The organism is Vreelandella zhaodongensis (assembly GCF_013415115.1).
Lineage (GTDB): Bacteria > Pseudomonadota > Gammaproteobacteria > Pseudomonadales > Halomonadaceae > Vreelandella > Vreelandella zhaodongensis.
On the sequence record NZ_JACCDD010000008.1, the window covers coordinates 148,531 to 168,898 of the forward strand.

Sequence of the window (20,368 nt, forward strand, 5' to 3'; positions counted from 1 at the left end):
CCCCCGTATTTCAAGCAACTGATATATTATTATACAGATCTGTGAAGAGGGTGCTTAAATGTTGAAAAATCGTCTAATTAAATGTTTGGCAGGCAACCTGCTTGCTGCCTGCTCGCTAACTGCTTTTTCGTTAAGCGCTTTAGCAGCCCCGACAGTGGATGTGCACAGCGATCCCAATTGTGGTTGCTGTAGCGCATGGGTGAGCCATCTTGAAGAAGCTGGGTTTAACGTCAACCACCATCGTGACGGTGATCTCCGCGCCATTAAAATAGCCAATGGTGTTCCTCCGGAGCTCGCGTCTTGTCACACGGCCATTGTTGATGGCTATGTGATTGAAGGTCATGTGCCTGCCTCAGATATCAAGCGCCTACTGGATGAGCAGCCAGATGTTGTCGGGCTAACCGTGCCGGGTATGCCTCATGGTTCACCTGGCATGGAAACAGGCCGTGTTGATGATTATGCCGTACTCAGCTGGAGCCGCAGCGACAGCACGCCCGCTATTTTTAGCGAATATACCCAGTAATAATGAAGGGAGAATGACATGCAGTTTTTGCACACCATGGTACGGGTAAGCAACCTGGATGCGTCGCTGCATTTTTATTGCGACCTGTTAGGCCTGAAAGAAGTACGTCGTAAAGAGAACGAGAAAGGGCGATTTACGCTCGTATTTCTTGCAGCACCCGCTGATGAAGCACGTTCAGAGCGCCTCACGGCACCAGAGCTTGAATTGACCTACAACTGGGATCCAGAAGAGGTCTCCGGTGGACGCAACTTCGGACATCTCGCCTATCGAGTTGACGATATTTACGCGCTTTGCAAAAAGCTCGAAGATAATGGTGTCACCATCAACCGCCCACCGCGGGATGGCCATATGGCGTTCGTAAAGTCGCCCGATGGAATTTCTGTCGAGTTACTCCAGAAAGGTGATGCGCTGCCTCCACAGGAACCATGGGCCTCAATGGAAAACAGCGGGAGCTGGTAATTACCTCTACAAGGAGCAAGAACAAGTGAAGATCAAGGTTGGAGCAACGCTAATCGGTGTTGCCGCCGCACTGCTAGTTAGTGCGTGTAGTAGCACGCCAGAGCACGAGAGCAAAGAGAAACCAGAGAGCGTTACGTTGTCAGGTCCGTTGGTAGATCAGCGCTGGAATCTGCTGCTGGTAGGCACCGATGAACGGGTGTCATTACCTGATACGCCATTCTTTCAAATTGGAAGTGATGGCAGTGTGAGTGGCTCGGATGGTTGTAACCGCTTTACCGGCAGTGTGAATCTGGGAGAAAACCAACGCATCGAGTTTAGCCAGCTCGCTTCCACACGCATGGCCTGCCCCAATATGGAAGACGCCAAACGGGTAACGGATATGCTCGAAACGGCCTACCGCTACCTGATCGACCACGACCGGCTGGTGTTCTTCGGCCCGGACAGTCGGGTGCTGGGCGGCTGGCGCGAAGCCAACTAGGTTTTTAATGAGAATCAGCTTGAGTGTCTAATAGTTAAAAGGCGGATTGAAGCGGGCTATAAAGCGCGCATCAATCCGCTTTTTCCATTCCCACACCCAGCGGCCTGAAAAGCCGATGGCACCTCTGCTGGCAATCGCATGGCCGTCGCCAGTGCCAATCAGTGCCAGTACACGCTTTGGTGGCTGCCAGGTGGTCAGCGGTTCACTGTGGCAGGCGGCGCGCAGGTTCTCCGCCAGCACTGGTCCCTGGCGCACGGCATAAACGCCAGACTTGGGCAGTGGCGATGAGCGCAGTGATGGGTTGAAAGCTGCACAGTCTCCAGCCGCGAACAGCCCCGGCTTTCCTGTTACCTCAAGTGTCTTATTCACCTGGATAAATCCCTGCTGATTCAGCGGCAGCGCGGTGTCTTGCAACCACATCTGGCCAACGGCACCGGTAGCCCACAGCACGATATCTGCGTCAATCAACTCTCCTTCAGAGGTGTTAACGCCACCTGCTATTAGCGACTGACCACGCACGCCGTGAAGCACCGTAATGTCTGCTCGGCGCAGGGCACGCTGGGTTAACCAGCGGGGCAGATGACCCGCGCCGGGTAGCAGTGTTGTTGATGCGCTGACTAGCGTGCCTTGCCAAGTAATGTCGGAGCGCTGTTGACGAAGCTGCGCCATCACGCTCATTAAGGTTTCGCAGCCAGCCGCGCCGCCGCCTACGCTCACCACTCGCTGGTGAGTGCCCTGGGGAAGCTGTGCGACTTTCTCTCTTAGCGCTTGCCAGCGGTAATGCAGTGAGCTTAGCGGTCGCATCGCTAATAAGTAGGGGGGCTGTGCGCCATGCTTTTCGGGCAGTCGTAGCGTAGAGCCCACGTTAAATGAGGCCACATCAAAATGGACCACCTCGCCGTTAGCTAGTGTTACCCAGCGCTTGGTGGGATCGATAGCCACTGCGGGCGAGGTGATTAAACGAGCGCCTGCCCTTTGCGATAGCGCCGCCACGTCAATTTGTGTTTCGCGTAGCGTGCATTCCCCTGCCAGCCAAGCAGGCACGCTGCCGGAATAGGCGGCAAGCGGACTATCGCTGACCACGGTGATAGCAATCGTCGTATCTGGGCGCTGAGCAAAGGCTTCCAGTACGAAGGCGTGGGCATGGCCCGCGCCAATCAGAACGAGCTGTTTTAAAGGTGGTATCACTTTTCTGTGCCACGCCGCCAGCGGAAGTAACGTTCCAGCAGGGCGAGAATTCGCTCGGGTTTATGGGCATTTTTCCACACGCCGGCGGTGGCCTTGGCGGCTTCGCCCAGGGTTGGGTAGGGGTGAATGGTGCCTAGAAGTTTGTTGAGCCCCAGCCCATGCTTCATAGCGATGGTGAATTCACCCAGCCACTCTCCGGCATTTTCTGCCACGATGGTGACACCGAGTATTTTGTCTCTACCCGGCACAGTGAGCACTTTAATAAAGCCTTCGGTAGCGCCTTCAGTGATAGCACGGTCACTTTCGCTCATAGCGTAGCGGGTAACTTCAAACGCCACACCTTTGGCGGTGGCCTCTTTTTCGTTTAGCCCGACCCGTGCTACTTCTGGCTGAATGTAGGTGACAGCGGGCATAAAGCGGTAGTCCACCGCAAAACTTTTAAGTTCGCCAAACAGCGCATTAACTGCTGCGTGCCAGGCCTGATGCGCAGCGGCGTGGGTGAGCTGGAAAGGCCCCGCCAAATCACCGCAGGCCCAGATGTTGGGCAAACGAGTTTGCAGACGCTCATTTAGCGCCAGCGTGCCGCCTTCTGTTGTGGTAATGCCCAACGCTTCCAGCCCTAATCCTTCCACGTTGGCTTGGCGGCCAGCACTTACCAGCAGGTAGTCGAACTCAACAGAGAGTCGCTCGCCATGATGCTCGACCACTAACTGATGCCGTTGACCGGCTTGGCAGACTTCCAGCGCTTTGGCGTTTGTCATCACACTAACGCCTTCCTGGGTGAGCGTGTGCTCAACGTGCTCGCCCACCTCTGCATCTTCGCGACCAAGCAGCTGCGCAGTGCCTTCCACTAGCGTGACTTGACTGCCTAGACGGGCAAAGCTTTGACTAAGTTCACAGCCAATGGCCCCGCCACCTAGTACTACTAGGCGGTTAGGCAGCTCGGTGAGAGACCACAGGTTTTCCGAGGTGAGCACTGGCGCATGCTCGATGCCTGGCAGCGGTGGCACACGGGGGCGTGCGCCGGTGGCTAACACAATATGGCGGGTGGTGAGGGTTTTATCACCAACGTTGATTTCCCAAGGAGACGTTAGGGTAGCGTGATCCTGATACACCTCAACGCCCAGTTTGGTGTAACGCTCGATACTATCGTGGGGTTCAATATCAGTAATGGCTTGGTGTACGTGCCCCATCACCTTGGCAAAATCAATATCGGGCTCGTTGGCGTTGACGCCAAACCGTGATGCCGTGCGCACAGCATGGGCAGCATGGGCGGCACGAATGAGTGCTTTTGAAGGGACGCAGCCTGTATTTAAGCAGTCACCACCCATTTTGTGTTTTTCCACCAGGGCCACTTTGGCTTTTACGGCACTGCCGATGTAACTAGTGACAAGTCCCGCCGAGCCACCGCCAATCACTACGATGTCGTAATCAAAATGAGAGGGCCGAGTAAAGCCACGGTAGGCGTTGCGTTTTTGCACCAGCAGCACAAGGCGACGAGCTATCCAGGGGAAAATCGCCAGCAGAGCAAACGAGGCCAAAAGCCCAGGGGAAATAATACCGCCGAGGCCTTCAAGTTCGCCTAGTTGCCCGCCTGCATTTACATATACCGCGGTGGCGGGCAGCATGCCTAACTGGCTAACCCAATAAAAGGTGATGGTTTTAAGCCGGGTTAGCCCCATCACCAGGTTGATCATAAAGAAGGGGAATACCGGCACTAGACGAAGGGTGAAGAGGTAGAAAGCTCCGTCTTTATCAACGCCACGATTGACCGTCTCGAACTGGCGGGGAAACCGCTTTTCAATCGGCTGGCGAAACAGAAAACGCGAGACTAAAAAGGCCAATGTGGCTCCGATGGTGCTGGCAAAGGAGATAATCAACAGCCCCCAGCCAAGGCCAAAAAGCGCGCCACCCAAAAGAGTGAGAAGTGTCGCCCCAGGTAGCGACAGCGCGGCCATGACCACATACACGGCAAAGAATAGGCCCGCTACTTGCCAAGGGGACTGCTGAAATGCTGCCTGGAAATCGCTGCGATAGGCTTGCAGGTTTTCCAAATTGAAAAACGTGTGGGCACCGCTTAGGTAGAAGCCGAGCACGGCCAGTAACAGTAGGGTGATAATCAGCAGTCGTTGTCGGTTCAAGGGTGGCTCCCTAAGGGTGTTGTGAGGTTAGGATCGTTGTTGGGTAAGCATTCGTGGTGGCGTAACTAACTTCCTTACATTGATCCTATATATTGGCTGCTTATCCACGGGTATTGGGCTTCTGAGCATGTCGCAAACGCTGCCAACGCTGCCAATCTTCTGGCCGGTCAATGTCCCACATAGTGTCAGGAAAGGTAACGTCTAAGGCTAGCGCGGCAAGCCGCTGACGGGTGATCTTGAACACTTGTTCGGTTCCCCAGGGGATATCCTCAAACAAGCTAGGGTGGTCGTCATGAGTGCCAATCAACCCATAGCCGCCGTCTTCGGCGGGCAATATCACCACAGGTACGTTTTTAAGTGCCTCACTGCACTGCTTAAGCATGCCAACGGTAATGCTAGGGCAATCAGTGCCCATTACCATCGCCGGGCCTAGGGCGCTATTCAGCGCATGGCGAACGCGCATACCCACATCGCCCTGCTGCTGGGCGGCAAGCGATATTCCGTAGTCAGCCTGTAGCTCCACAAACAGCGGATGCTGATGCTCCAGGGAGGTCCATAGTGTGACGTTTGGTGCTCCCAAGGCTTGGCAGGCGGTGGCAACGCAGTGGCGAACCATGGTGGCGTGGGCTTGCGCCGCGCCTTCTGGCCCTAGGCACGGAATTAAGCGCGTTTTCGCCTGCCCTGGCAGTGGCGCTTTGGCCAGCAGATGTAAATGGGGCTGCACGGTTGGCTTAACGGGCATTGCGATACTCCTTGGCCAATTGAGTGGCGCTGACGCCGCGCCAGTAGCGGTAACGCAGCCTCCACATAAGGCGAATGGTTTTCCAAGCGCCGAACTGATCCCAGCGTCTGCCTGAGCTTATCACTTTGGTGCGTAGGCAGGCGGGGGGAGAAAGTGCCTTCAGCCGCTTGCTTAACTCGATATCTTCCATTAATTGTTGTGTTGGAAAGCCGCCGATTGCCTCAAAAGGCCCTCGACGTACGAACATACCTTGGTCGCCAGTGGCGATACCGCTCAGCCGTGAGCGCAGGTTCATCAGAATGCTAACGAGAGGCAGCCAGCGGCTTTTGCCCTCAAGGTGAATATCAAATCGCCCCCAGGCATGAGTTTCTAGCGCTTGGGAAATCAGTTTGCAGCCCCCTTCGGGAAGTCGAGTGTCAGCATGTAAAAATAGCAGCGCTGCTGAGCGCGCGTGTTCTGCGCCGAGGTTCATCTGTCGTGCCCGGCCAGGAGAACTCGTCAATAGCGTATCCGCCAACGGCGTGGCCAGCGCCACGCTGTTATCGGTACTGTCACCATCGACGACAATGATTTCCACGCCACTCTCCCGCAGTGGCTGCAGCGCAGCTAGCGCCGCTTCAATCCCCGCAGCCTCATTCAGCATTGGAATCACCACGCTAAGCTTAGGTGATTCAGCATCTGGGCTAGCCAAGGGCAATGATCGGCCCTCCTGCGGCATTGGCATCGGCTTCATCGTGGGTGACCAGCAGTGTGGGCAGGCCCGCCTCGCGTAGTTGGCCGAACACTAGGGTGCGCATTTCCTGGCGCAATGCCGTGTCCAGCTTGGAAAATGGCTCATCCAGCAGAACGGCGCGGGGCTGTGAAAGCAGCAGGCGCATCAGCGCCACCCTGGCCTGCTGGCCGCCGGAAAGAGTGGCTGGGTCGCGAGTTTCAAAGCCCGCCAACCCCACCTGTTCCAGCGCTTGGGAGACTTGCTGGCGCTTGTTTTTGGCACGGTGTGGCAAACCAAAGCGCAAATTCCCCGCCACGCTTAAATGCGGAAATAGCATTGGGTCCTGAAACAGCAGGCCAATGCCGCGCCGTTCGGCGGGCAGTGTGTCCAGGCGTTTATCGCCAAGATAGAGTTCACCTTGGGCCTGAAAGGCAGGCGACAAAAAGCCCGCCAGATAGGCCAGTAGCGTGGACTTTCCAGAGCCAGAAGGGCCCATCACGGTTAATACTTCGCCTGGCGCAATGTCACGGTGCATTGCCAGCAGCGTTTCGCCTGCCAGGGTGATAGACATCTGTTTGATGTGCAGCGTTTGAAGATTGTGGGTCATGCAGCTCCTCGCATTTGGCGGCGTTTTGCCCACACAAGGCGGGGAATCAAGAGTGCCAGACTAAAGCCAATAAACGGCAGCAGCGCCTGCAGTAGTGCCAATACCGCCACTAGCCTGCGATTGCCGCCAGATGCCATTGCAACGGCTTCGGTAGTGATGGTGGGAACACGTCCACCGCCAAGCAACAGCGTTGGCAAATACTGCCCGATACTGACGGCTAAGCTCACTGCGCAGGCGGTGAGTAACGGGGCCAATAAAAGTGGCAGGCGTACCTGCCAGAAAGCTCGCCAGGGTGGAACACCCAGCGACAGTGCCACCTGTACCCAGCGTGGATCCAGCCGACGGTAGGCTTCTGATAGTGATAAATAGAGATACGGCACCACAAACAACAAATGAACGGCCACCACCAAGGCGTGCTGAGGGCGGATGGCAACGCTTTCAGCGGCGACCACCAAGCCAAACAGAAAGGCCACTTGCGGTACAATAAGCGGTAGATAAAGCAGCCACTGAGCCCGCCGTGCAGGCAGGTGATGGCGCGCTGCATGTTCCAATGTTGCCACTACCAGTACCGCGGCGATAAGTGTCGCGACGAGTCCGATACTCAGCGTATTCATTAGTGGTGTCGCCACGCTGGGCAGGATGCGCTGCCAGTGATCCAGCGTGAAGGTACTCGGCAGTGCATCCGGAAAGCGCCAAAAGCCTGCCACCGAAAACAGTGCCAGCCCAGCTAGCGCACTCATCGCCATAAGGGTAACGGTTGCCAGTAGCGCCCGGCCGCCAAGTGCAATCGCCGTTGACCCTGAGGTACGCGAGCCGCTGGCCAGCCAGAGTTGACTGAGGCGTTTGATCCCTTGTTCGCCAAGCCACCAGGTTAGTAGTGCCGCCAGGGTAACGCCGAGCTGCAGCACGGCACCGGCAGAGGCCATAAAGCGGCGGCTTAAGTCGGGGTCGTTAAACCAGGTGAGAATCGAAACACTCAGCGTTGGCGGTAGAGTGGGGCCAAGAATCAACGCCATATCCACCACCGAGGTGGCGTAGGCAATGACGGCGTAAACCGGCAAGCGAATCAGTGGGTAAAGCGCAGGGAAAACGCACTTCAGCCAGGCAATGCCAGGCGCGTAGCCCAGCGAACGCGCCAGGGTGACACGTTGTTCAGGGCGTAACTGAGGCAGCGCTGCCAAGCTCATCAGCAGCAAAAAGGGCACTTCTTTGAGGATTAAACCTGCCATTAGCGCCAGCCCTAGCGGGTCGTTGACGATCAGCAGGTCAGGTGGGCGTTCCCAGCCAGTGAGCCCAGGGGAGACCCAGCGCACCAGCAACCCCGAGGGCGCAATCAAAAAGGCTAATCCAAAAGCTACGGCTGCATGAGGAATGGCCAGTAGTGGTGAGACCATTCGCCGAATAGCACGGTCAATCCAGGTGCCTTGGCTTGCAGCTAGAAACAGCACCACGATGAACAGTGCCACCAAGGTGGTGATCAGGCCGCTAAAATAGCTCAGCAGTACGGAGCGGTGTAGGCCAGCGCGGCCCCACAGGGCTTGCCATGCTTCCAGATGGAACGTGTCCCCTCCGAGCACCGGTAAATAGCCAAAGGCAGGCAGCAGAACCATGATTAGCCCTGCTGTCACGGGAATGACCAGCAGGGCTATTATCAGTATTGGTGCCACTCGTAACATCAATCAGTTGACGCCATAACGCTGAAGCCAAGCCTCTTGCAGTGCTGTCATCCAGCTGGGGTGCGGTTCAGCCAGAGTATTGGCAAGCGCGTCGGCGGGCAGAGCAGAGGGGTGTGAGTCACCCTGCTCAAAAAGCGCCTGATCACTCTCTTTCAGCTGATTGATGGCCAGTACGCTGCGGTCGCCCCACATATCAAGCGATTGTTTTGTTGCCTGGGCCCTGGGCGAAAGTAGGAAGTTGGCCAGCGTCATGGCCCCTGCCTTGTGAGGGGAATTGTAGGGAATAGCCACGAAATGGACATTGCCCAGGGTGCCGCTTTCCAGTACATAGCTGCGCACGCTGTCTGGCAGTTCGTGTTCCCTGACGGCCACGGCAGCATCGGTCGGGTAGAAGGAAAACGCCAGGCTCAATTCGCCATCACTCATCAGGTTTCGAAGGTGAGGCCCGGAATCCGGGAAACTGCGGCCGCTGCGCCACAGATGCGGATGAAGCGCATCCAGATAGCGCCATAGAGGAGTCGTGATGTCTTCGAACTCACTGTCTACCACTGGCTGGTAGAGGGCATCATTCTGGTCGGTCAACTCGATCAGCGCCTGTTTCAGAAACGTACTGCCGGTAAAGTCAGGAATGCGCGGGTAACTGAACTGGCCAGGGTTTTTCTTGACCCAGCCAAGCAGGGCGTCAATGCTCTGGGGCGGGGTGTCGGTCTGGGCGCTGTCGTAATAAAAGGTAATCTGTGCCTTGCCCCAGGGGGATTCGTAGCCGTCGGTGGGTAGGGTAAAGTCAGTCACAACTTCCGGGTTATTGTCTGGGTCGGTCAGCGCGAAGTTGGGCAGTGATTCCGTAAAGGGGCCAAATAACAGGTTCTGTTCGCGCATGGCGGCAAAGTTTTCACCATTGATCCAGACCAGGTCGATGCTGCCGTCGTCATCATTGCCTGCCTGTTTCTCAGCCAGCACGCGTGCCACTGCACTGCTGGTGTCATCCAGTTTGACGTGTGTCACCTCGACCTCGAATTCGGCCTGCATCTGCTCCGCCACCCAGTCGATATAGCGGTTGGTTCGGTTGTCCCCAGCCCAGGCGTTCCAGTAGACGGTTTGACCCTGGGCAGCTTGCAGGACCGCCTCCCAGTCCTCGGGAGGCGGGGCCGCGGTTACCGGTTGCGCCAGGGATAACAGGGAAGCGGCAGTCAGGGTGGCCAGGGTGGCGCGTGGTTTCATCGTATACCTCTTGAGATCAGCAGGTTATAGAGTCGCTTTCAAGTGAAGCAGTTCCGCATGAACATGCTCGATAGCTGGCGCTGACAGATAATGCTCGACCCTGTCGCGGACATGCGCAATCACGGCGGCGTCGGTCAGCTCGGCAGACCAGTCCTGGCCGCGGTGCTCGGCATCTTTGCTTTGCAAATGCTGGGCGCGCCATTTGGCGCACCATGTTAATGACCACAGCCAAGTGGCACGGCGGCAGGCCACCAGTGTGTCCGCGCTGGGCGTTTGCTGCATATGGGCTTGCCAATGCTGATAGAAGGCGACGACGTCATCCAGGCTGAGTACTGCCTGGCTGTTCATATCCCAGGTGGTTGAGGTGTAAAGCGAGGTGTGTGCCAGGTCGATCCCCGGCAGGCCATAGCGGCACTTTTCAAGGTCCACCAGCACCGCGCGTCCCTCTTCAGTGATCAAAAAGTTGCCAGGGTGGGTATCAAAGCTGATCAAGCAGCGCTCGGCATCGGGTAGCGTGACGGGCAGCGCTTCCAGCTCGTCACGAACACGTGCAATAACACCGCTACTCAAGTTGGCTTTTTCCAGCCACTCGGCTTGGCGGCTGACTTCCTCACGCATGGCCTGCCAAGGGTCATTGGGGGCAAGTAGGGGAGCAGGCTGGTTAGGCAGTGGCAGCTGGTGCAGGCTGGCCAGGGTTTCGGCAATGCGCGGTAAATCGTCCGGCAGCTGCGCTAGCCGTCCCTCAATGGCATCGACCAGCAGTCCGCCACGGGGCAGGGCATCGTTCACCGGCAAAACGCCATGCAAGCGAGGCACATGCCCACCCTGGCTGGCACGTTCGTAGCAGGCGGCTTCATAGGCCAGGTTATCGGCCGGTGCCAGGTTCATTTGGCTCTGTTTGGGCAGCCGTGCAACCCAATCTTCGCCAGCGCGGTGCAGCCACACATGGTCGTGGGCCAGTCCGGTGTCCGCCATCGGCGAAAGCGATTGGTAAGCAATCTTCGCCTGTTGCAAGGAGTTTTCCAGTACCTGTAAGCGCGCTTCTAAAGGTGTGGGCATTAGCTCTTCCATATTGAAGCTGACTGTATCGCGAAAAATAGCAATGCCACTTAGTGGCAGTATTGTCGCCAACCTTACATGTTCTGTCGTAGAGAGTGATCAAGACGCAGCTAAGAGTCGATAAAATATACCTCTTGATCGCCTGTCTATGCGCTAAAAAATTGTTGCCTAGCGATGCGTTTGCTGATGATAACTTAGGGCATGACCTTTCTTCTTTACTGGTATCCATCAGACGGTTGCTGCTACTAATCCAGGGCTAAAAGTCAATGAAAAAAACGGTTATTGATGCTGCAGACATCCGCATTCTTTGCGCATTACAACAACATGGCCCGCTCAGCAAAATGAAGCTATCAGAGCTGGTTAACCTGTCTCCAACACCCTGCTGGGTGCGTTTTAACCGCTTGAGGCAGGCGGGGCTCATCCGTGGGTATCATGCAGATATCGCCCTTGATCACATCGCGAATGCCTCGAAAGTGGTGGTGACCGTTTCTCTCAAGGCGCATCAAAAAGCGGCGTTCGAGCGCTTTGAGCGTTATATCAATCAAGTTGATGAGATCATCGAGTGCATCGCAACGGGCGGAGGCATGGATTATGTCTTGAAAGTGGTGGCTCCAAGTTTAGACGCATTTCAGCAAGTGATAGAGGGTCTTCTCGCTCCTGAGTTGGGAGTAGAGCGTTATATGACGTATATCACCACTAGAGAAGTAAAGTCGACCCAGTTGAATCTCGCTTGTCTGATGACGGATAAGAGCCGCTAGGCAACGCCAGCGGCAGTTTCACGACTGCTTTTAGTCTTCAAACCCCAGACCCTCTTCAATTCACCCTGCTAGATATGGCGAGTGAAACAGGCTGCATTATCGCTTGTTACCAAGCCATCAAAACTTGGTCTGTTCAGACTTTTCAAACCGACTTTTTAGGCCGCGTCAGCACGTCATGTATCCCTATAGTGCATATACCGAACGCTTGGTCGTTCGCCAGTATATAAAACACTACAAAAACAAGGTGGTTAGCATGCCAAACGTCACAGCAAATAACGTGGCCAATATCAACAAGGAAGACGATTTTGGATTTGGTACGCAGATCCGTAAGTCGCCTTACTTTGACGCAACCGTTCGCTGGGGCGCAACGGCGTTTTCGGTCTACAACCACATGTATATTCCACGCGCCTTTGGCGACCCAGAACAGAATTTCTGGAACCTAGTCAATGACGCCATCCTGTGTGACGTGGCTGCCGAGCGTCAGGTGGAAGTCACTGGGCCGGATGCAGCTGAGTTCGTGCAGCGAATGACACCGCGAGACCTGTCCTCCATGGCCGTTGGTCAGTGTAAATACATCCTGATGACCAATGCCGAGGGCGGTATTCTGAATGACCCGATTCTACTTCGGCTAGCAGAGAATCACTTCTGGATATCGTTAGCCGACAGCGACATTTTATTGTGGGCGCAAGGGCTTGCTGTTTACGCTGAGTTGGATGTCACCATCAGCGAACCCGACGTCTCGCCTTTGCAGCTACAGGGGCCACGCTCAGGTGACGTGATGAAGGCACTATTTGGTGACAGCATCATGGACCTGCGCTATTTCTGGCTGCGAGAGGTGGAGTTGAACGGTATTCCGCTGATTGTTTCACGCACGGGTTGGTCAAGTGAGTTGGGCTACGAGCTCTATTTACGTGACGGCTCGCGAGGAGATGAGCTCTGGGAGACCATTATGGCAGCAGGGCAGCCTTTTGGTTTACAGCCTGGCCACACGTCTTCAATCCGCCGCATCGAGGGTGGGATGCTGTCTTATCATGCGGATGCTGACATGAGTACGAATCCATACGAGCTTGGTATGGATCGCTTAGTGAACCTAGACATCGAGACGGACTTTATTGGCAAAGCCGCTTTGCAGCGCATTCAGGTTCAGGGGGTGAGTCGCAAACAGGTCGGACTATGGATCGATGCCGCGCCTCTAAAAGGGCCTAACACTACTTTTTGGCCACTTGAGTGCAATGGAGGGCCTGTGGGTAAGGTGACCTCTGCCGTTTACTCCCCTCGTCTGGAACAGAATATTGCGCTGGCGATGGTCGCGGTTGAGTATGCAGAGCTTGGCACCGAGCTGGAAGTTCGCACAGCTTCAGGATCTGCTCGAGCGGTAGTTGTCGAGAAGCCTTTCTTTGACCCCAAAAAGAAGCTTGCTATCTCCGCATAAGCGCATGATCGAAGGGCAGAGTTGCCCAGGTTCGCATCGCAGTCACAGGAGCGCTTTATGTATTCCATTCGTCGCTGGGTTGTGCGCAATGCCAGATTTTTTGAGGCCACTTATCAAGCATTTGAACCGGTGGTCATTAAGCTAGCCCCGTTATGGAATAAGGTGGGTTACCAGCGAGTAGAAAAGCCGGTTAGCAAGCTGGAAAAACTCTCCAAGGAACTGCTGTTCGATTGCAAGATGTGCGGCCAGTGTGCCCTCAGTGCTACGGGTATGTCTTGCCCGATGAATTGCCCAAAAAGCATGCGGAATGGCCCGTGTGGTGGCGTCCTGCAAAACGGTAACTGTGAAGTGCTACCCGATAAGCGTTGTGTCTGGGTAGAAGCCTGGGAGGGCAGTAAGAAGATGCAGGGTGGTGGCGAGATACACGTGGTGCAGTTACCCCTTGATCATCGCTTACAGGGTAGCTCGTCCTGGTTACGTGTGGCGCGCCAGGCAACCGATGAAGCATCCCAACATAAGCAGGAGAGACATGATGATTAACCACAATACGGGGGATGCTTGCCAAGCGATGAAGTCAACCGCGTATAGCTCTAACGGCCGCTTGGAACGGGTGTTAAAGGCTGGTTATTTTGCTGTTACCAGTGAACTGGCTCCCCCTGATTCGGCGAACCCTGCGGATGTCTATGCACGGGCGCGGGTCTTTGACGGTTACGTGGATAGTATGAACGCCACGGATGGTTCTGGTGCCAACTGCCATATGTCGAGTGTGGCAATGTGCGCGCTGTTGACGCGTGCGGGTTACGACACAGTGATGCAGGTCTCTTGCCGAGATAGAAACCGCATTGCCATTCAAGGAGATGTACTCGGTGCTGCCGCGCTGGGCGTCAACAATATCCTGTGCTTAACCGGCGATGGAGTGCAGGTAGGGGATCACCCAGAAGCAAAGCCGGTATTTGACCTCGACTCCATGTCTTTACTGGGCGTCATTGCAGGATTGCGTGACAAAAAGACATTTGTTAGCGGTCGCAAAATCAGTGACCCACCACAGGTATTTTTGGGGGCCGCTGAAAACCCATTTGTACCACCGCAGGATTTTCGGCCTTATCGGTTGGCGAAAAAAATAGCCGCAGGGGCGCAATTCATCCAAACGCAGTACTGTTTCGATATCCCCCAGTTTGAAACGTTTATGGCCCAATCACGAGACCTAGGGTTACTTGAGAAGTGCTTTATTTTGCCCGGTGTAGGGCCGCTGGCATCAGCCGGCGCAGCAAACTGGATGCGCAACCACGTGCCGGGCGTGCATATTCCTGACGCTGTGATCAAACGCCTGGAAGGTGCGCAGGACCAGAGGCAGGAAGGGCGGCAGATTTGTATCGAGATGATTCAGCAGTTGAGGGAGGTAGCCGGCGTGAGCGGGGTTCATATCATGGCGCATCGTCAGGAATCGGCGGTCGCCGACATCATTGACCAATCCGGTGTGTTAGGTGAACGACGACCTTGGTTTCCAGGTAGTGACCAGGTGTGTGATGCACAGCACGAATTGCCGGTGGGTCTCAGCCCCGAGTGACGAACGGCATAAGCGCGGAACGTATTTAGCTAACGTCTCTGCGAGGCTCAGAATGCCTTAGCCGGAGGCTAGGCAACGCGACGCGACTTCTCATTATCTATTTGCATAGGCTTTCTGTTGTGACAAATAACCCGGATCACAAAAATAACTTTGTCCTCACTGTTAGATGCGGAACGGGACCAGGAATCGTTGCAGGCGTCACTTCGTACTTGGCAGCGCATGGCTGCAATATCATCGAGCTGTCTCAGTTCGATGATAAAGTCACAGGGCAGTTTTTCATGCGCACTGTGTTCCATATGCTAGATGACTCCAGCAGCACGTTTTGCCAAATACGCACAGGATTTGTTGAGCAGGCGGAAAGGCTTGGCCTTGAGTGGGGGATGTATGAGGCCAACCGCCCAACACGAGTGCTGATAATGGTATCTCGGTTTGATCACTGCCTACTGGATCTCCTTTATCGCCACCGCAAGGGTGAATTAAATATCGAGATTACGGCGGTGGTATCCAACCACCTGGATCTTCGGTCTATCGCTGAGCGGGAGGGTATTCGCTTTGTTTATCTGCCGATCACAAAAGAGAGCAAGCCAGCACAAGAAGCTGAGCTGATGAAACTGATCAATGAGACAGACACCGAGCTGGTGATCCTAGCGCGTTATATGCAAATTTTATCTGACCAGTTGTGTCAGCAGCTGCATGCCCGTGCCATTAATATTCACCACTCTTTTCTACCCGGCTTTAAAGGAGCCAAGCCTTATCATCAGGCGTTTGATCGTGGCGTTAAGCTGATTGGTGCCACGGCACACTATGTAACTGCTGATCTAGATGAAGGTCCGATTATTGAGCAGTCTGTCCAGCCAGTGGATCACGCTTACTATCCCGAAGAGTTGGTGGCGCTAGGCCGGGATACTGAAACGATGGCGCTGACACGAGCCGTAAAGTTGCACGCAGAACATCGTATCTTTCTCTCAGGTGATAAAACCGTGATTTTCAAATAGCAGCAGTGAGGCTTCTATGGCCCAGTTAATTGATGGTAAAGCGCTCTCAGCTCAAGTGTTGCAACAGGTTGCCGCAGACGTTGCGTTACTCAAAGCTGACTATGACATCTTACCTACGCTAGCCGTGGTTCTGGTAGGTGAAGACCCTGCCAGCCAGGTATATGTGAGAAACAAAATGAAGCGTGCAAGCGAGGTGGGCATCGGCTCCAGAGAGCACCTGCTTGATGCTGGTACCACCCAGGATGAGCTAGCGCAGTTGATCGCCACTTTGAACAGTGACCCTCTAGTGCACGGTATTTTGGTACAGCTACCGTTGCCTGCCCAATTGGATGAAGACTCCGTCATTGCTTCGATTCACCCAGATAAGGATGTTGATGGTTTTCATCCGCTGAATGTCGGGGCGCTGGCTGCCGGACGCGATACGTTAGTGCCGTGTACACCGCAAGGTTGCATGATCATGCTCAACCAAGTGCACTCGAACCTAAGCGGTAAAAATGCCGTGGTGGTTGGGCGCTCTAATATTGTTGGCAAACCGATGGCAGCACTGTTGTTACAGGCCAACTGTACCGTGACGATTGCCCACTCCCGTACGCAAAATATTGAGTCCCTGTGCCGCCAAGCCGATATTGTGATCGCAGCGGCTGGTCGCATGGCGCTCGTAGACGCCACCTGGATAAAACCAGGGGCAACGGTAATTGATGTTGGCATCAATGCCATTGAGATAGATGGCAAGCGCAAGCTGGTGGGCGATGTGGCGTTTGAAGCGGTCTCTCAAGTTGCTGGTGCTATTTCGCCAGTGCCTGGCGGCGTCGGGCCGATGACTATTGCCTGCCTATTGCTGAACACCACACGTGCCGTAACACGTCAGCTAGCGTGCCCGCTTGAGCAGGGGGTGGGTGCTATGAATACAACAGCAAGGAGTGACCGCTATGTCCGTTCATGAAGCTGCCATTCACTGGCAGCATGCCCCCCACACGACCGAACCTAATACCTATTCGCGCAACCATTGCGTGAGCTTAAGTGGCAACCAGGAGGTAAAGGTTTCCGCGTCGGTTGAGTTTAAAGGCGATGCCAATTGTGCCGATCCGGAGCAGATGCTGATTAGCGCCGTCTCCAGTTGCCACATGCTGTTTTTCCTGGCCATTGCTGAAATGCAGGGTTTTCAGGTGGCGTCCTATCAGGATGACCCTAAAGGTTATCTAGAGCGCAGTGACAAAAAGGGGATGGCAATTACGCGTATTGAACTATCACCACGCATCACCTTTGACGGCGATAAAGTGCCTGATCAGAAAGCCATCGACAATATTCACAGCAAAGCCCATAACAACTGTTTTATCCGTAATTCAGTCACCGCTGAGGTAACTATCAACGCGGTGTAGCCTGCTTGCCTTAGTCCGCCATTCATTTCCGATGGGAGTTGATAATGAACCACACTGACGCGTCGCAAGACATTCTGCTGAGGGAGGACAAGCAAGGCGCTGTCTACCTCACCTTGAACCGAGCGGAGAAGTTCAACACGCTTTCGGAGGCCATGCTGTCTGCGTTGCAACACGAGTTAGATGCTATCGCTGTCGACCCTGCTGCGCGCTGCGTAGTGATTGGCAGTAATGGGCGTGGATTTTGTGCTGGTCATGATCTGAAGGAAATGCGGTCGAATCCTGATCAAGGCTACTACCAAACGTTATTTCGCAACTGTAGTCGCTTGATGCAGAGCATTGTCAAACTACCGGTGCCAGTGATCGCCAGAGTACAAGGTATGGCCACGGCTGCGGGGTGTCAGTTGGTGGCCAGTTGTGACTTGGCAATCACTGGCCGTTCCGCAAGTTTTGCGGTGTCGGGTATCAATGTCGGGCTGTTCTGTTCGACTCCTGCTGTGGCGTTATCGCGCTGTGTTGCTCCCAAGCAGGCGTTCGATATGCTGGTGTCGGGCGAGTTTATTGATGCAGAGACGGCGTTGGCGTGGGGGCTGGTGAGCGATGTCAGTGAAGACGCTGACTTGGACATGGCTGTGGCTAATAAGGTGTCGCAGATTCTGAGTAAGAGCCCGGCGGCAGTGCGTTATGGCAAGTCTATGTTTCATGCGCAGCGTCAGATGAGCCTGGCTGATGCCTATGACTTTGCCGGTAATGTAATGGCCGAAAACATGCTTAACCCGGATGCCCAAGAGGGAATAGACGCCTTCTTAAATAAGCGCAAACCTACCTGGCAACAACCTGGCTGATGAACTGTTAATGCTGGGTGTGCCGCGTCGGTTGAAAGACCACGTTATAAGCCGTTGCTAACAATAAAAGGGATAAGGCCATGAGTAATATTTGTCATTTCAATGAAGCGCTTGAGAAAACCGCGGCGAACCATGTGCCACTTTCTCCCTTGAGCTTTATTCGCCGCACAGCGGCGGTCTACCCTGACCGGACAGCATTGGTTTATAACGACTTGCGTTATAGTTGGCAGCAAACCTATGCTCGCTGCTGCCAGCTGGCGTCACTGCTGACCCATCTGGGTATCCAGAAAGGCGATACGGTAGCGGTCATGCTACCCAACGTTCCCGCCATGTATGAAGCGCATTTCGGCATCCCCATGGTGGGAGCGGTGCTGAATGGGATCAATATCCGTCTTGATCCAGAAACCGTCGCTTTCATTCTTGAACATAGCCGCTCGCGCCTTCTGCTGGTGGACCCAGAGTACGTGGATGTGGTCGAGAAAGCGCTGGCTCAACTGGAAGGTCCAGCGCCGCAAGTGATCAATGTGTCGGATCCGAGTCAGGGCGAGGAGCGTTGGATTGGGGGCTTGGAGTATGAAGCGCTGCTGACAGATCAACCCGCGTGGAAAGAGTGGCAGTTGCCCGCAGATGAGTGGGATGCGATTGCCCTGGGTTATACCTCGGGGACTACTGGCAACCCGAAAGGCGTTGTTAGTCACCATCGCGGCGCTTATCTAAATGCAGTTAGTAATGCACTTTCCTGGACACTGCCCGCCAACGTGACCTATCTGTGGACACTGCCGATGTTTCATTGCAACGGCTGGTGTTTCCCCTGGACATTGGCCGCCATTGGCGGCACCAGTGTCTGTTTACGTAGAGTGGATCCTGAACACATCTTGGCGCTGATCAAAGAGCAAGGTGTCACTCATTACTGTGGAGCACCGATTGTTCACACCATGATTGCCGATGCCGCCACGGCACGCAGTGAGCTGATTGGGCATACAATTTACGGGCTGGTTGCAGGTGCCGCGCCGCCTGCATCCGTATTTGAGCGGATGGAAAAAATCGGTATCGAGCTTACCCATGTTTACGGCCTGACAGAGACCTACGGCCCAGCTTCAGTCTGCACCAAGCAAACCGAGTGGGCGCAATGCTCCTTGGAAGAGCGGGTTCAACTTAATGGCCGTCAGGGCGTCGCTTATCCACTGCAGGAGGAGATGGCGGTACTCGACGCGGAAACAATGGCGCCTGTCCCTGCCGATGGCAAAACGATCGGCGAAATCATGTTCCGCGGTAATATCGTCATGAAAGGGTATCTACGCAATGAAGCGGCCACTCGCGAGGCGTTTGCTGGTGGCTGGTTTCACTCCGGTGACCTGGCTGTTATAGAGCCAGACGGTTATGTAAAGATCCGTGATCGATTAAAGGATGTCATTATCTCGGGGGGAGAAAACATCTCTTCACTGGAAGTGGAGGACATCGTGCAGCGTCATCCAGACGTTGAGTTTGTCGCAGTTGTTGCCATGACAGATGACAAGTGGGGAGAGGTTCCTGCTGCCTTCGTTCAGCTGCGTCCAGGCAGTGAGCTTAGCGAAGACGCCCTGATCCGCTTCTGCCGCGAGCGGATCAGCCACTACAAAGCGCCCAAAAAGTTTGTCTTTGGCGCCCTGCCGACGACCGCCACGGGGAAGATCCAGAAGTTCCAGCTTCGCCAGCAGGTTAACGGCGACTAGCCCCCGCCCGGTACGAGCCAGTCATCCAGAAATGCCTCGATTCCCTCGGAGTAGGCCGGTTCGCTATCCCGGAAGCCGGTGTTATGACCGCCCTGAATCTCCAGTAGTTGCTTTGGCTCTTGGGCTAGCTGATATACCGCCTCGCCATGGCTGAAGGGGATAATCTCGTCATCGCGGCTGTGAATGACCAATAATGGCGCCTGTATCCGCGTTACGTAGGTTTCCACTGGGTAGTCAATACGCGCCAGCCGACGCGCGGGCAGGAAGGGGTAGAGCTGCTGGGCGAGTGCTGGTACCGAGCGAAACGGTGACTCAAGGATCACCGCTGCAGGAGCCGCCTGCTGTTCCACCAGGTATGCGGCCAGTTCAGCGGCTACTGCTGCGCCCAACGAGCGGCCAAACACGATGATCTCGTCGGCCTCACTTTCAGCCTCATTGCGCAACCAGTGCCAGGCGGCGCGAGCATCCAGCGCTGTGCCTGACTCGGAAGGCCGGCCCTCGCTGCGGCCATAGCCACGGTAATCGATGATCAACACCGAAAGCCCCAGGCGGTGGAACTGGGCGATGCTCTCAAGCCGGTGGGAAATGTTGCCAGCATTACCGTGAAAGAACAGCAGGCTAGCGCGAGGCTCTGGGGCGGGTACCCACCAAGCATCCAGAGCCACATCGTCCTCGGTGGTCAGGGTCACCGCCTCCCACACCAGACCTCTGTCGGCTGGGGTGGCAACATGCTCGCGGCCAGCATTAGGCAGGTACAGCAGGCGCTCCTGGAAGGCCCACATCAGTGCAACCAGCAGGGCATAGATGAGCACCAAAGACAGCACTGTTTTCGCCATCATTCTCGCCATAGAATCGACTCGGGGTTAGTGGGGGCGTG

General features: G+C 55.2%; 21 protein-coding genes. 12 read left to right on the forward strand and 9 right to left on the reverse strand.

Annotated elements, in window-relative coordinates; translation table 11 throughout:
* Positions 1 to 58 precede the first annotated feature (58 nt).
* The 3 genes from HZS79_RS14790 to HZS79_RS14800 are packed head-to-tail and all read left to right on the forward strand — an operon-like array spanning position 59 to position 1,460.
* Positions 59 to 523 (forward strand): DUF411 domain-containing protein, encoded by a 465-nt coding sequence (locus tag HZS79_RS14790; RefSeq protein ID WP_179928239.1) that lies wholly within the window; start codon positions 59 to 61, stop codon positions 521 to 523.
* Between the two features lie 18 nt (positions 524 to 541).
* Positions 542 to 982 (forward strand): VOC family protein, encoded by a 441-nt coding sequence (locus HZS79_RS14795; RefSeq protein ID WP_162219144.1) that lies wholly within the window; start codon positions 542 to 544, stop codon positions 980 to 982.
* 25 nt (positions 983 to 1,007) lie between these two features.
* On the forward strand, positions 1,008 to 1,460 hold the full coding sequence (locus HZS79_RS14800; protein WP_338017240.1) for an META domain-containing protein: 453 nt from the start codon (positions 1,008 to 1,010) through the stop codon (positions 1,458 to 1,460).
* A 27-nt stretch (positions 1,461 to 1,487) separates the two neighbouring features.
* On the opposite strand, the gene HZS79_RS14805 is transcribed toward HZS79_RS14800, so the two are convergent.
* From HZS79_RS14805 to HZS79_RS14840, 8 genes are all read right to left on the reverse strand, one after another.
* Positions 1,488 to 2,645, reverse strand: a complete 1,158-nt coding sequence (locus HZS79_RS14805; protein WP_371829576.1) for an FAD-dependent oxidoreductase — start codon at positions 2,643 to 2,645, stop codon at positions 1,488 to 1,490.
* Complete coding sequence (locus tag HZS79_RS14810) at positions 2,645 to 4,789, reverse strand: dihydrolipoyl dehydrogenase family protein (protein WP_179928241.1); 2,145 nt, start codon at positions 4,787 to 4,789, stop codon at positions 2,645 to 2,647. The genes HZS79_RS14805 and HZS79_RS14810 overlap by 1 nt, the downstream gene beginning before the upstream one ends.
* Before the next feature lie 100 nt (positions 4,790 to 4,889).
* Positions 4,890 to 5,531 carry a TIGR04282 family arsenosugar biosynthesis glycosyltransferase gene (locus HZS79_RS14815; RefSeq protein ID WP_179928242.1) on the reverse strand — a complete coding sequence of 214 codons (642 nt, stop codon included), beginning with the start codon at positions 5,529 to 5,531 and terminating at the stop codon, positions 4,890 to 4,892.
* The gene (locus HZS79_RS14820) at positions 5,521 to 6,228 is read right to left on the reverse strand and encodes a TIGR04283 family arsenosugar biosynthesis glycosyltransferase (protein ID WP_246311480.1); all 708 of its coding nucleotides are present in this window, start codon (positions 6,226 to 6,228) and stop codon (positions 5,521 to 5,523) included. The genes HZS79_RS14815 and HZS79_RS14820 overlap by 11 nt, the downstream gene beginning before the upstream one ends.
* Entirely contained in the window at positions 6,215 to 6,850 is a 636-nt protein-coding gene (locus HZS79_RS14825) for an ATP-binding cassette domain-containing protein (protein WP_179928243.1), read from the reverse strand. The genes HZS79_RS14820 and HZS79_RS14825 overlap by 14 nt, the downstream gene beginning before the upstream one ends.
* On the reverse strand, positions 6,847 to 8,526 hold the full coding sequence (locus HZS79_RS14830) for an ABC transporter permease (RefSeq protein ID WP_179928244.1): 1,680 nt from the start codon (positions 8,524 to 8,526) through the stop codon (positions 6,847 to 6,849). Before HZS79_RS14830 ends, HZS79_RS14825 begins: the two co-directional genes overlap by 4 nt.
* Positions 8,527 to 8,529: 3 nt before the next feature.
* Positions 8,530 to 9,747, reverse strand: a complete 1,218-nt coding sequence (locus tag HZS79_RS14835) for an ABC transporter substrate-binding protein (protein WP_179928245.1) — start codon at positions 9,745 to 9,747, stop codon at positions 8,530 to 8,532.
* Between the two features lie 24 nt (positions 9,748 to 9,771).
* A complete protein-coding gene (locus HZS79_RS14840) occupies positions 9,772 to 10,806 on the reverse strand; it encodes a phosphotransferase family protein (RefSeq protein ID WP_179928246.1) in 1,035 nt (344 codons plus the stop codon).
* Positions 10,807 to 11,072: 266 nt separating this feature from the next.
* Here HZS79_RS14840 and HZS79_RS14845 point away from each other — a divergent pair, with 266 nt between their 5' ends.
* The 9 genes from HZS79_RS14845 (at position 11,073) to HZS79_RS14885 (ending at position 19,491) form a co-directional block, all read left to right on the forward strand.
* Positions 11,073 to 11,564 (forward strand): Lrp/AsnC family transcriptional regulator, encoded by a 492-nt coding sequence (locus HZS79_RS14845; protein ID WP_179928247.1) that lies wholly within the window; start codon positions 11,073 to 11,075, stop codon positions 11,562 to 11,564.
* Positions 11,565 to 11,817: 253 nt separating this feature from the next.
* Positions 11,818 to 12,996 carry a glycine cleavage T C-terminal barrel domain-containing protein gene (locus HZS79_RS14850; RefSeq protein WP_179928248.1) on the forward strand — a complete coding sequence of 393 codons (1,179 nt, stop codon included), beginning with the start codon at positions 11,818 to 11,820 and terminating at the stop codon, positions 12,994 to 12,996.
* A gap of 57 nt (positions 12,997 to 13,053) precedes the next feature.
* Positions 13,054 to 13,536, forward strand: coding sequence for a methylenetetrahydrofolate reductase C-terminal domain-containing protein (locus tag HZS79_RS14855; protein WP_179928249.1), 483 nt, complete (start codon positions 13,054 to 13,056; stop codon positions 13,534 to 13,536).
* Positions 13,526 to 14,563, forward strand: a complete 1,038-nt coding sequence (locus HZS79_RS14860) for a methylenetetrahydrofolate reductase (protein WP_246311481.1) — start codon at positions 13,526 to 13,528, stop codon at positions 14,561 to 14,563. The genes HZS79_RS14855 and HZS79_RS14860 overlap by 11 nt, the downstream gene beginning before the upstream one ends.
* Before the next feature lie 119 nt (positions 14,564 to 14,682).
* On the forward strand, positions 14,683 to 15,558 hold the full coding sequence (gene purU / locus HZS79_RS14865; protein WP_179928250.1) for a formyltetrahydrofolate deformylase: 876 nt from the start codon (positions 14,683 to 14,685) through the stop codon (positions 15,556 to 15,558).
* Between the two features lie 16 nt (positions 15,559 to 15,574).
* Positions 15,575 to 16,501, forward strand: a complete 927-nt coding sequence (folD, locus tag HZS79_RS14870) for a bifunctional methylenetetrahydrofolate dehydrogenase/methenyltetrahydrofolate cyclohydrolase FolD (RefSeq protein ID WP_162219127.1) — start codon at positions 15,575 to 15,577, stop codon at positions 16,499 to 16,501.
* Positions 16,488 to 16,937 (forward strand): OsmC family protein, encoded by a 450-nt coding sequence (locus HZS79_RS14875; RefSeq protein ID WP_162219126.1) that lies wholly within the window; start codon positions 16,488 to 16,490, stop codon positions 16,935 to 16,937. The genes folD and HZS79_RS14875 overlap by 14 nt, the downstream gene beginning before the upstream one ends.
* Positions 16,938 to 16,981: 44 nt before the next feature.
* Positions 16,982 to 17,779 (forward strand): enoyl-CoA hydratase, encoded by a 798-nt coding sequence (locus tag HZS79_RS14880; RefSeq protein WP_179928251.1) that lies wholly within the window; start codon positions 16,982 to 16,984, stop codon positions 17,777 to 17,779.
* 80 nt (positions 17,780 to 17,859) lie between these two features.
* The gene (locus HZS79_RS14885) at positions 17,860 to 19,491 is read left to right on the forward strand and encodes an acyl-CoA synthetase (protein ID WP_179928252.1); all 1,632 of its coding nucleotides are present in this window, start codon (positions 17,860 to 17,862) and stop codon (positions 19,489 to 19,491) included.
* Here HZS79_RS14885 and HZS79_RS14890 read toward each other — a convergent pair.
* Positions 19,488 to 20,327, reverse strand: coding sequence for an alpha/beta hydrolase (locus HZS79_RS14890; RefSeq protein ID WP_246311482.1), 840 nt, complete (start codon positions 20,325 to 20,327; stop codon positions 19,488 to 19,490). The two genes, HZS79_RS14885 and HZS79_RS14890, sit on opposite strands and share 4 nt — an antisense overlap.
* Positions 20,328 to 20,368: the final 41 nt, after the last annotated feature.

Coding starts and splice junctions, on each gene's coding strand:
- HZS79_RS14790 (WP_179928239.1), top strand. CDS start 59: ATGTTGAAAAATCGTCTAATTAAATGTTTGGCAGGCAACCTGCTTGCT.
- HZS79_RS14795 (WP_162219144.1), top strand. CDS start 542: ATGCAGTTTTTGCACACCATGGTACGGGTAAGCAACCTGGATGCGTCG.
- HZS79_RS14815 (WP_179928242.1), bottom strand. CDS start 5,531: ATGCCCGTTAAGCCAACCGTGCAGCCCCATTTACATCTGCTGGCCAAA.
- HZS79_RS14825 (WP_179928243.1), bottom strand. CDS start 6,850: ATGACCCACAATCTTCAAACGCTGCACATCAAACAGATGTCTATCACC.
- HZS79_RS14830 (WP_179928244.1), bottom strand. CDS start 8,526: ATGTTACGAGTGGCACCAATACTGATAATAGCCCTGCTGGTCATTCCC.
- HZS79_RS14835 (WP_179928245.1), bottom strand. CDS start 9,747: ATGAAACCACGCGCCACCCTGGCCACCCTGACTGCCGCTTCCCTGTTA.
- HZS79_RS14840 (WP_179928246.1), bottom strand. CDS start 10,806: ATGCCCACACCTTTAGAAGCGCGCTTACAGGTACTGGAAAACTCCTTG.
- HZS79_RS14845 (WP_179928247.1), top strand. CDS start 11,073: ATGAAAAAAACGGTTATTGATGCTGCAGACATCCGCATTCTTTGCGCA.
- HZS79_RS14850 (WP_179928248.1), top strand. CDS start 11,818: ATGCCAAACGTCACAGCAAATAACGTGGCCAATATCAACAAGGAAGAC.
- HZS79_RS14855 (WP_179928249.1), top strand. CDS start 13,054: ATGTATTCCATTCGTCGCTGGGTTGTGCGCAATGCCAGATTTTTTGAG.
- HZS79_RS14860 (WP_246311481.1), top strand. CDS start 13,526: ATGATGATTAACCACAATACGGGGGATGCTTGCCAAGCGATGAAGTCA.
- folD (WP_162219127.1), top strand. CDS start 15,575: ATGGCCCAGTTAATTGATGGTAAAGCGCTCTCAGCTCAAGTGTTGCAA.
- HZS79_RS14875 (WP_162219126.1), top strand. CDS start 16,488: ATGTCCGTTCATGAAGCTGCCATTCACTGGCAGCATGCCCCCCACACG.
- HZS79_RS14880 (WP_179928251.1), top strand. CDS start 16,982: ATGAACCACACTGACGCGTCGCAAGACATTCTGCTGAGGGAGGACAAG.
- HZS79_RS14885 (WP_179928252.1), top strand. CDS start 17,860: ATGAGTAATATTTGTCATTTCAATGAAGCGCTTGAGAAAACCGCGGCG.
- HZS79_RS14890 (WP_246311482.1), bottom strand. CDS start 20,327: ATGGCGAAAACAGTGCTGTCTTTGGTGCTCATCTATGCCCTGCTGGTT.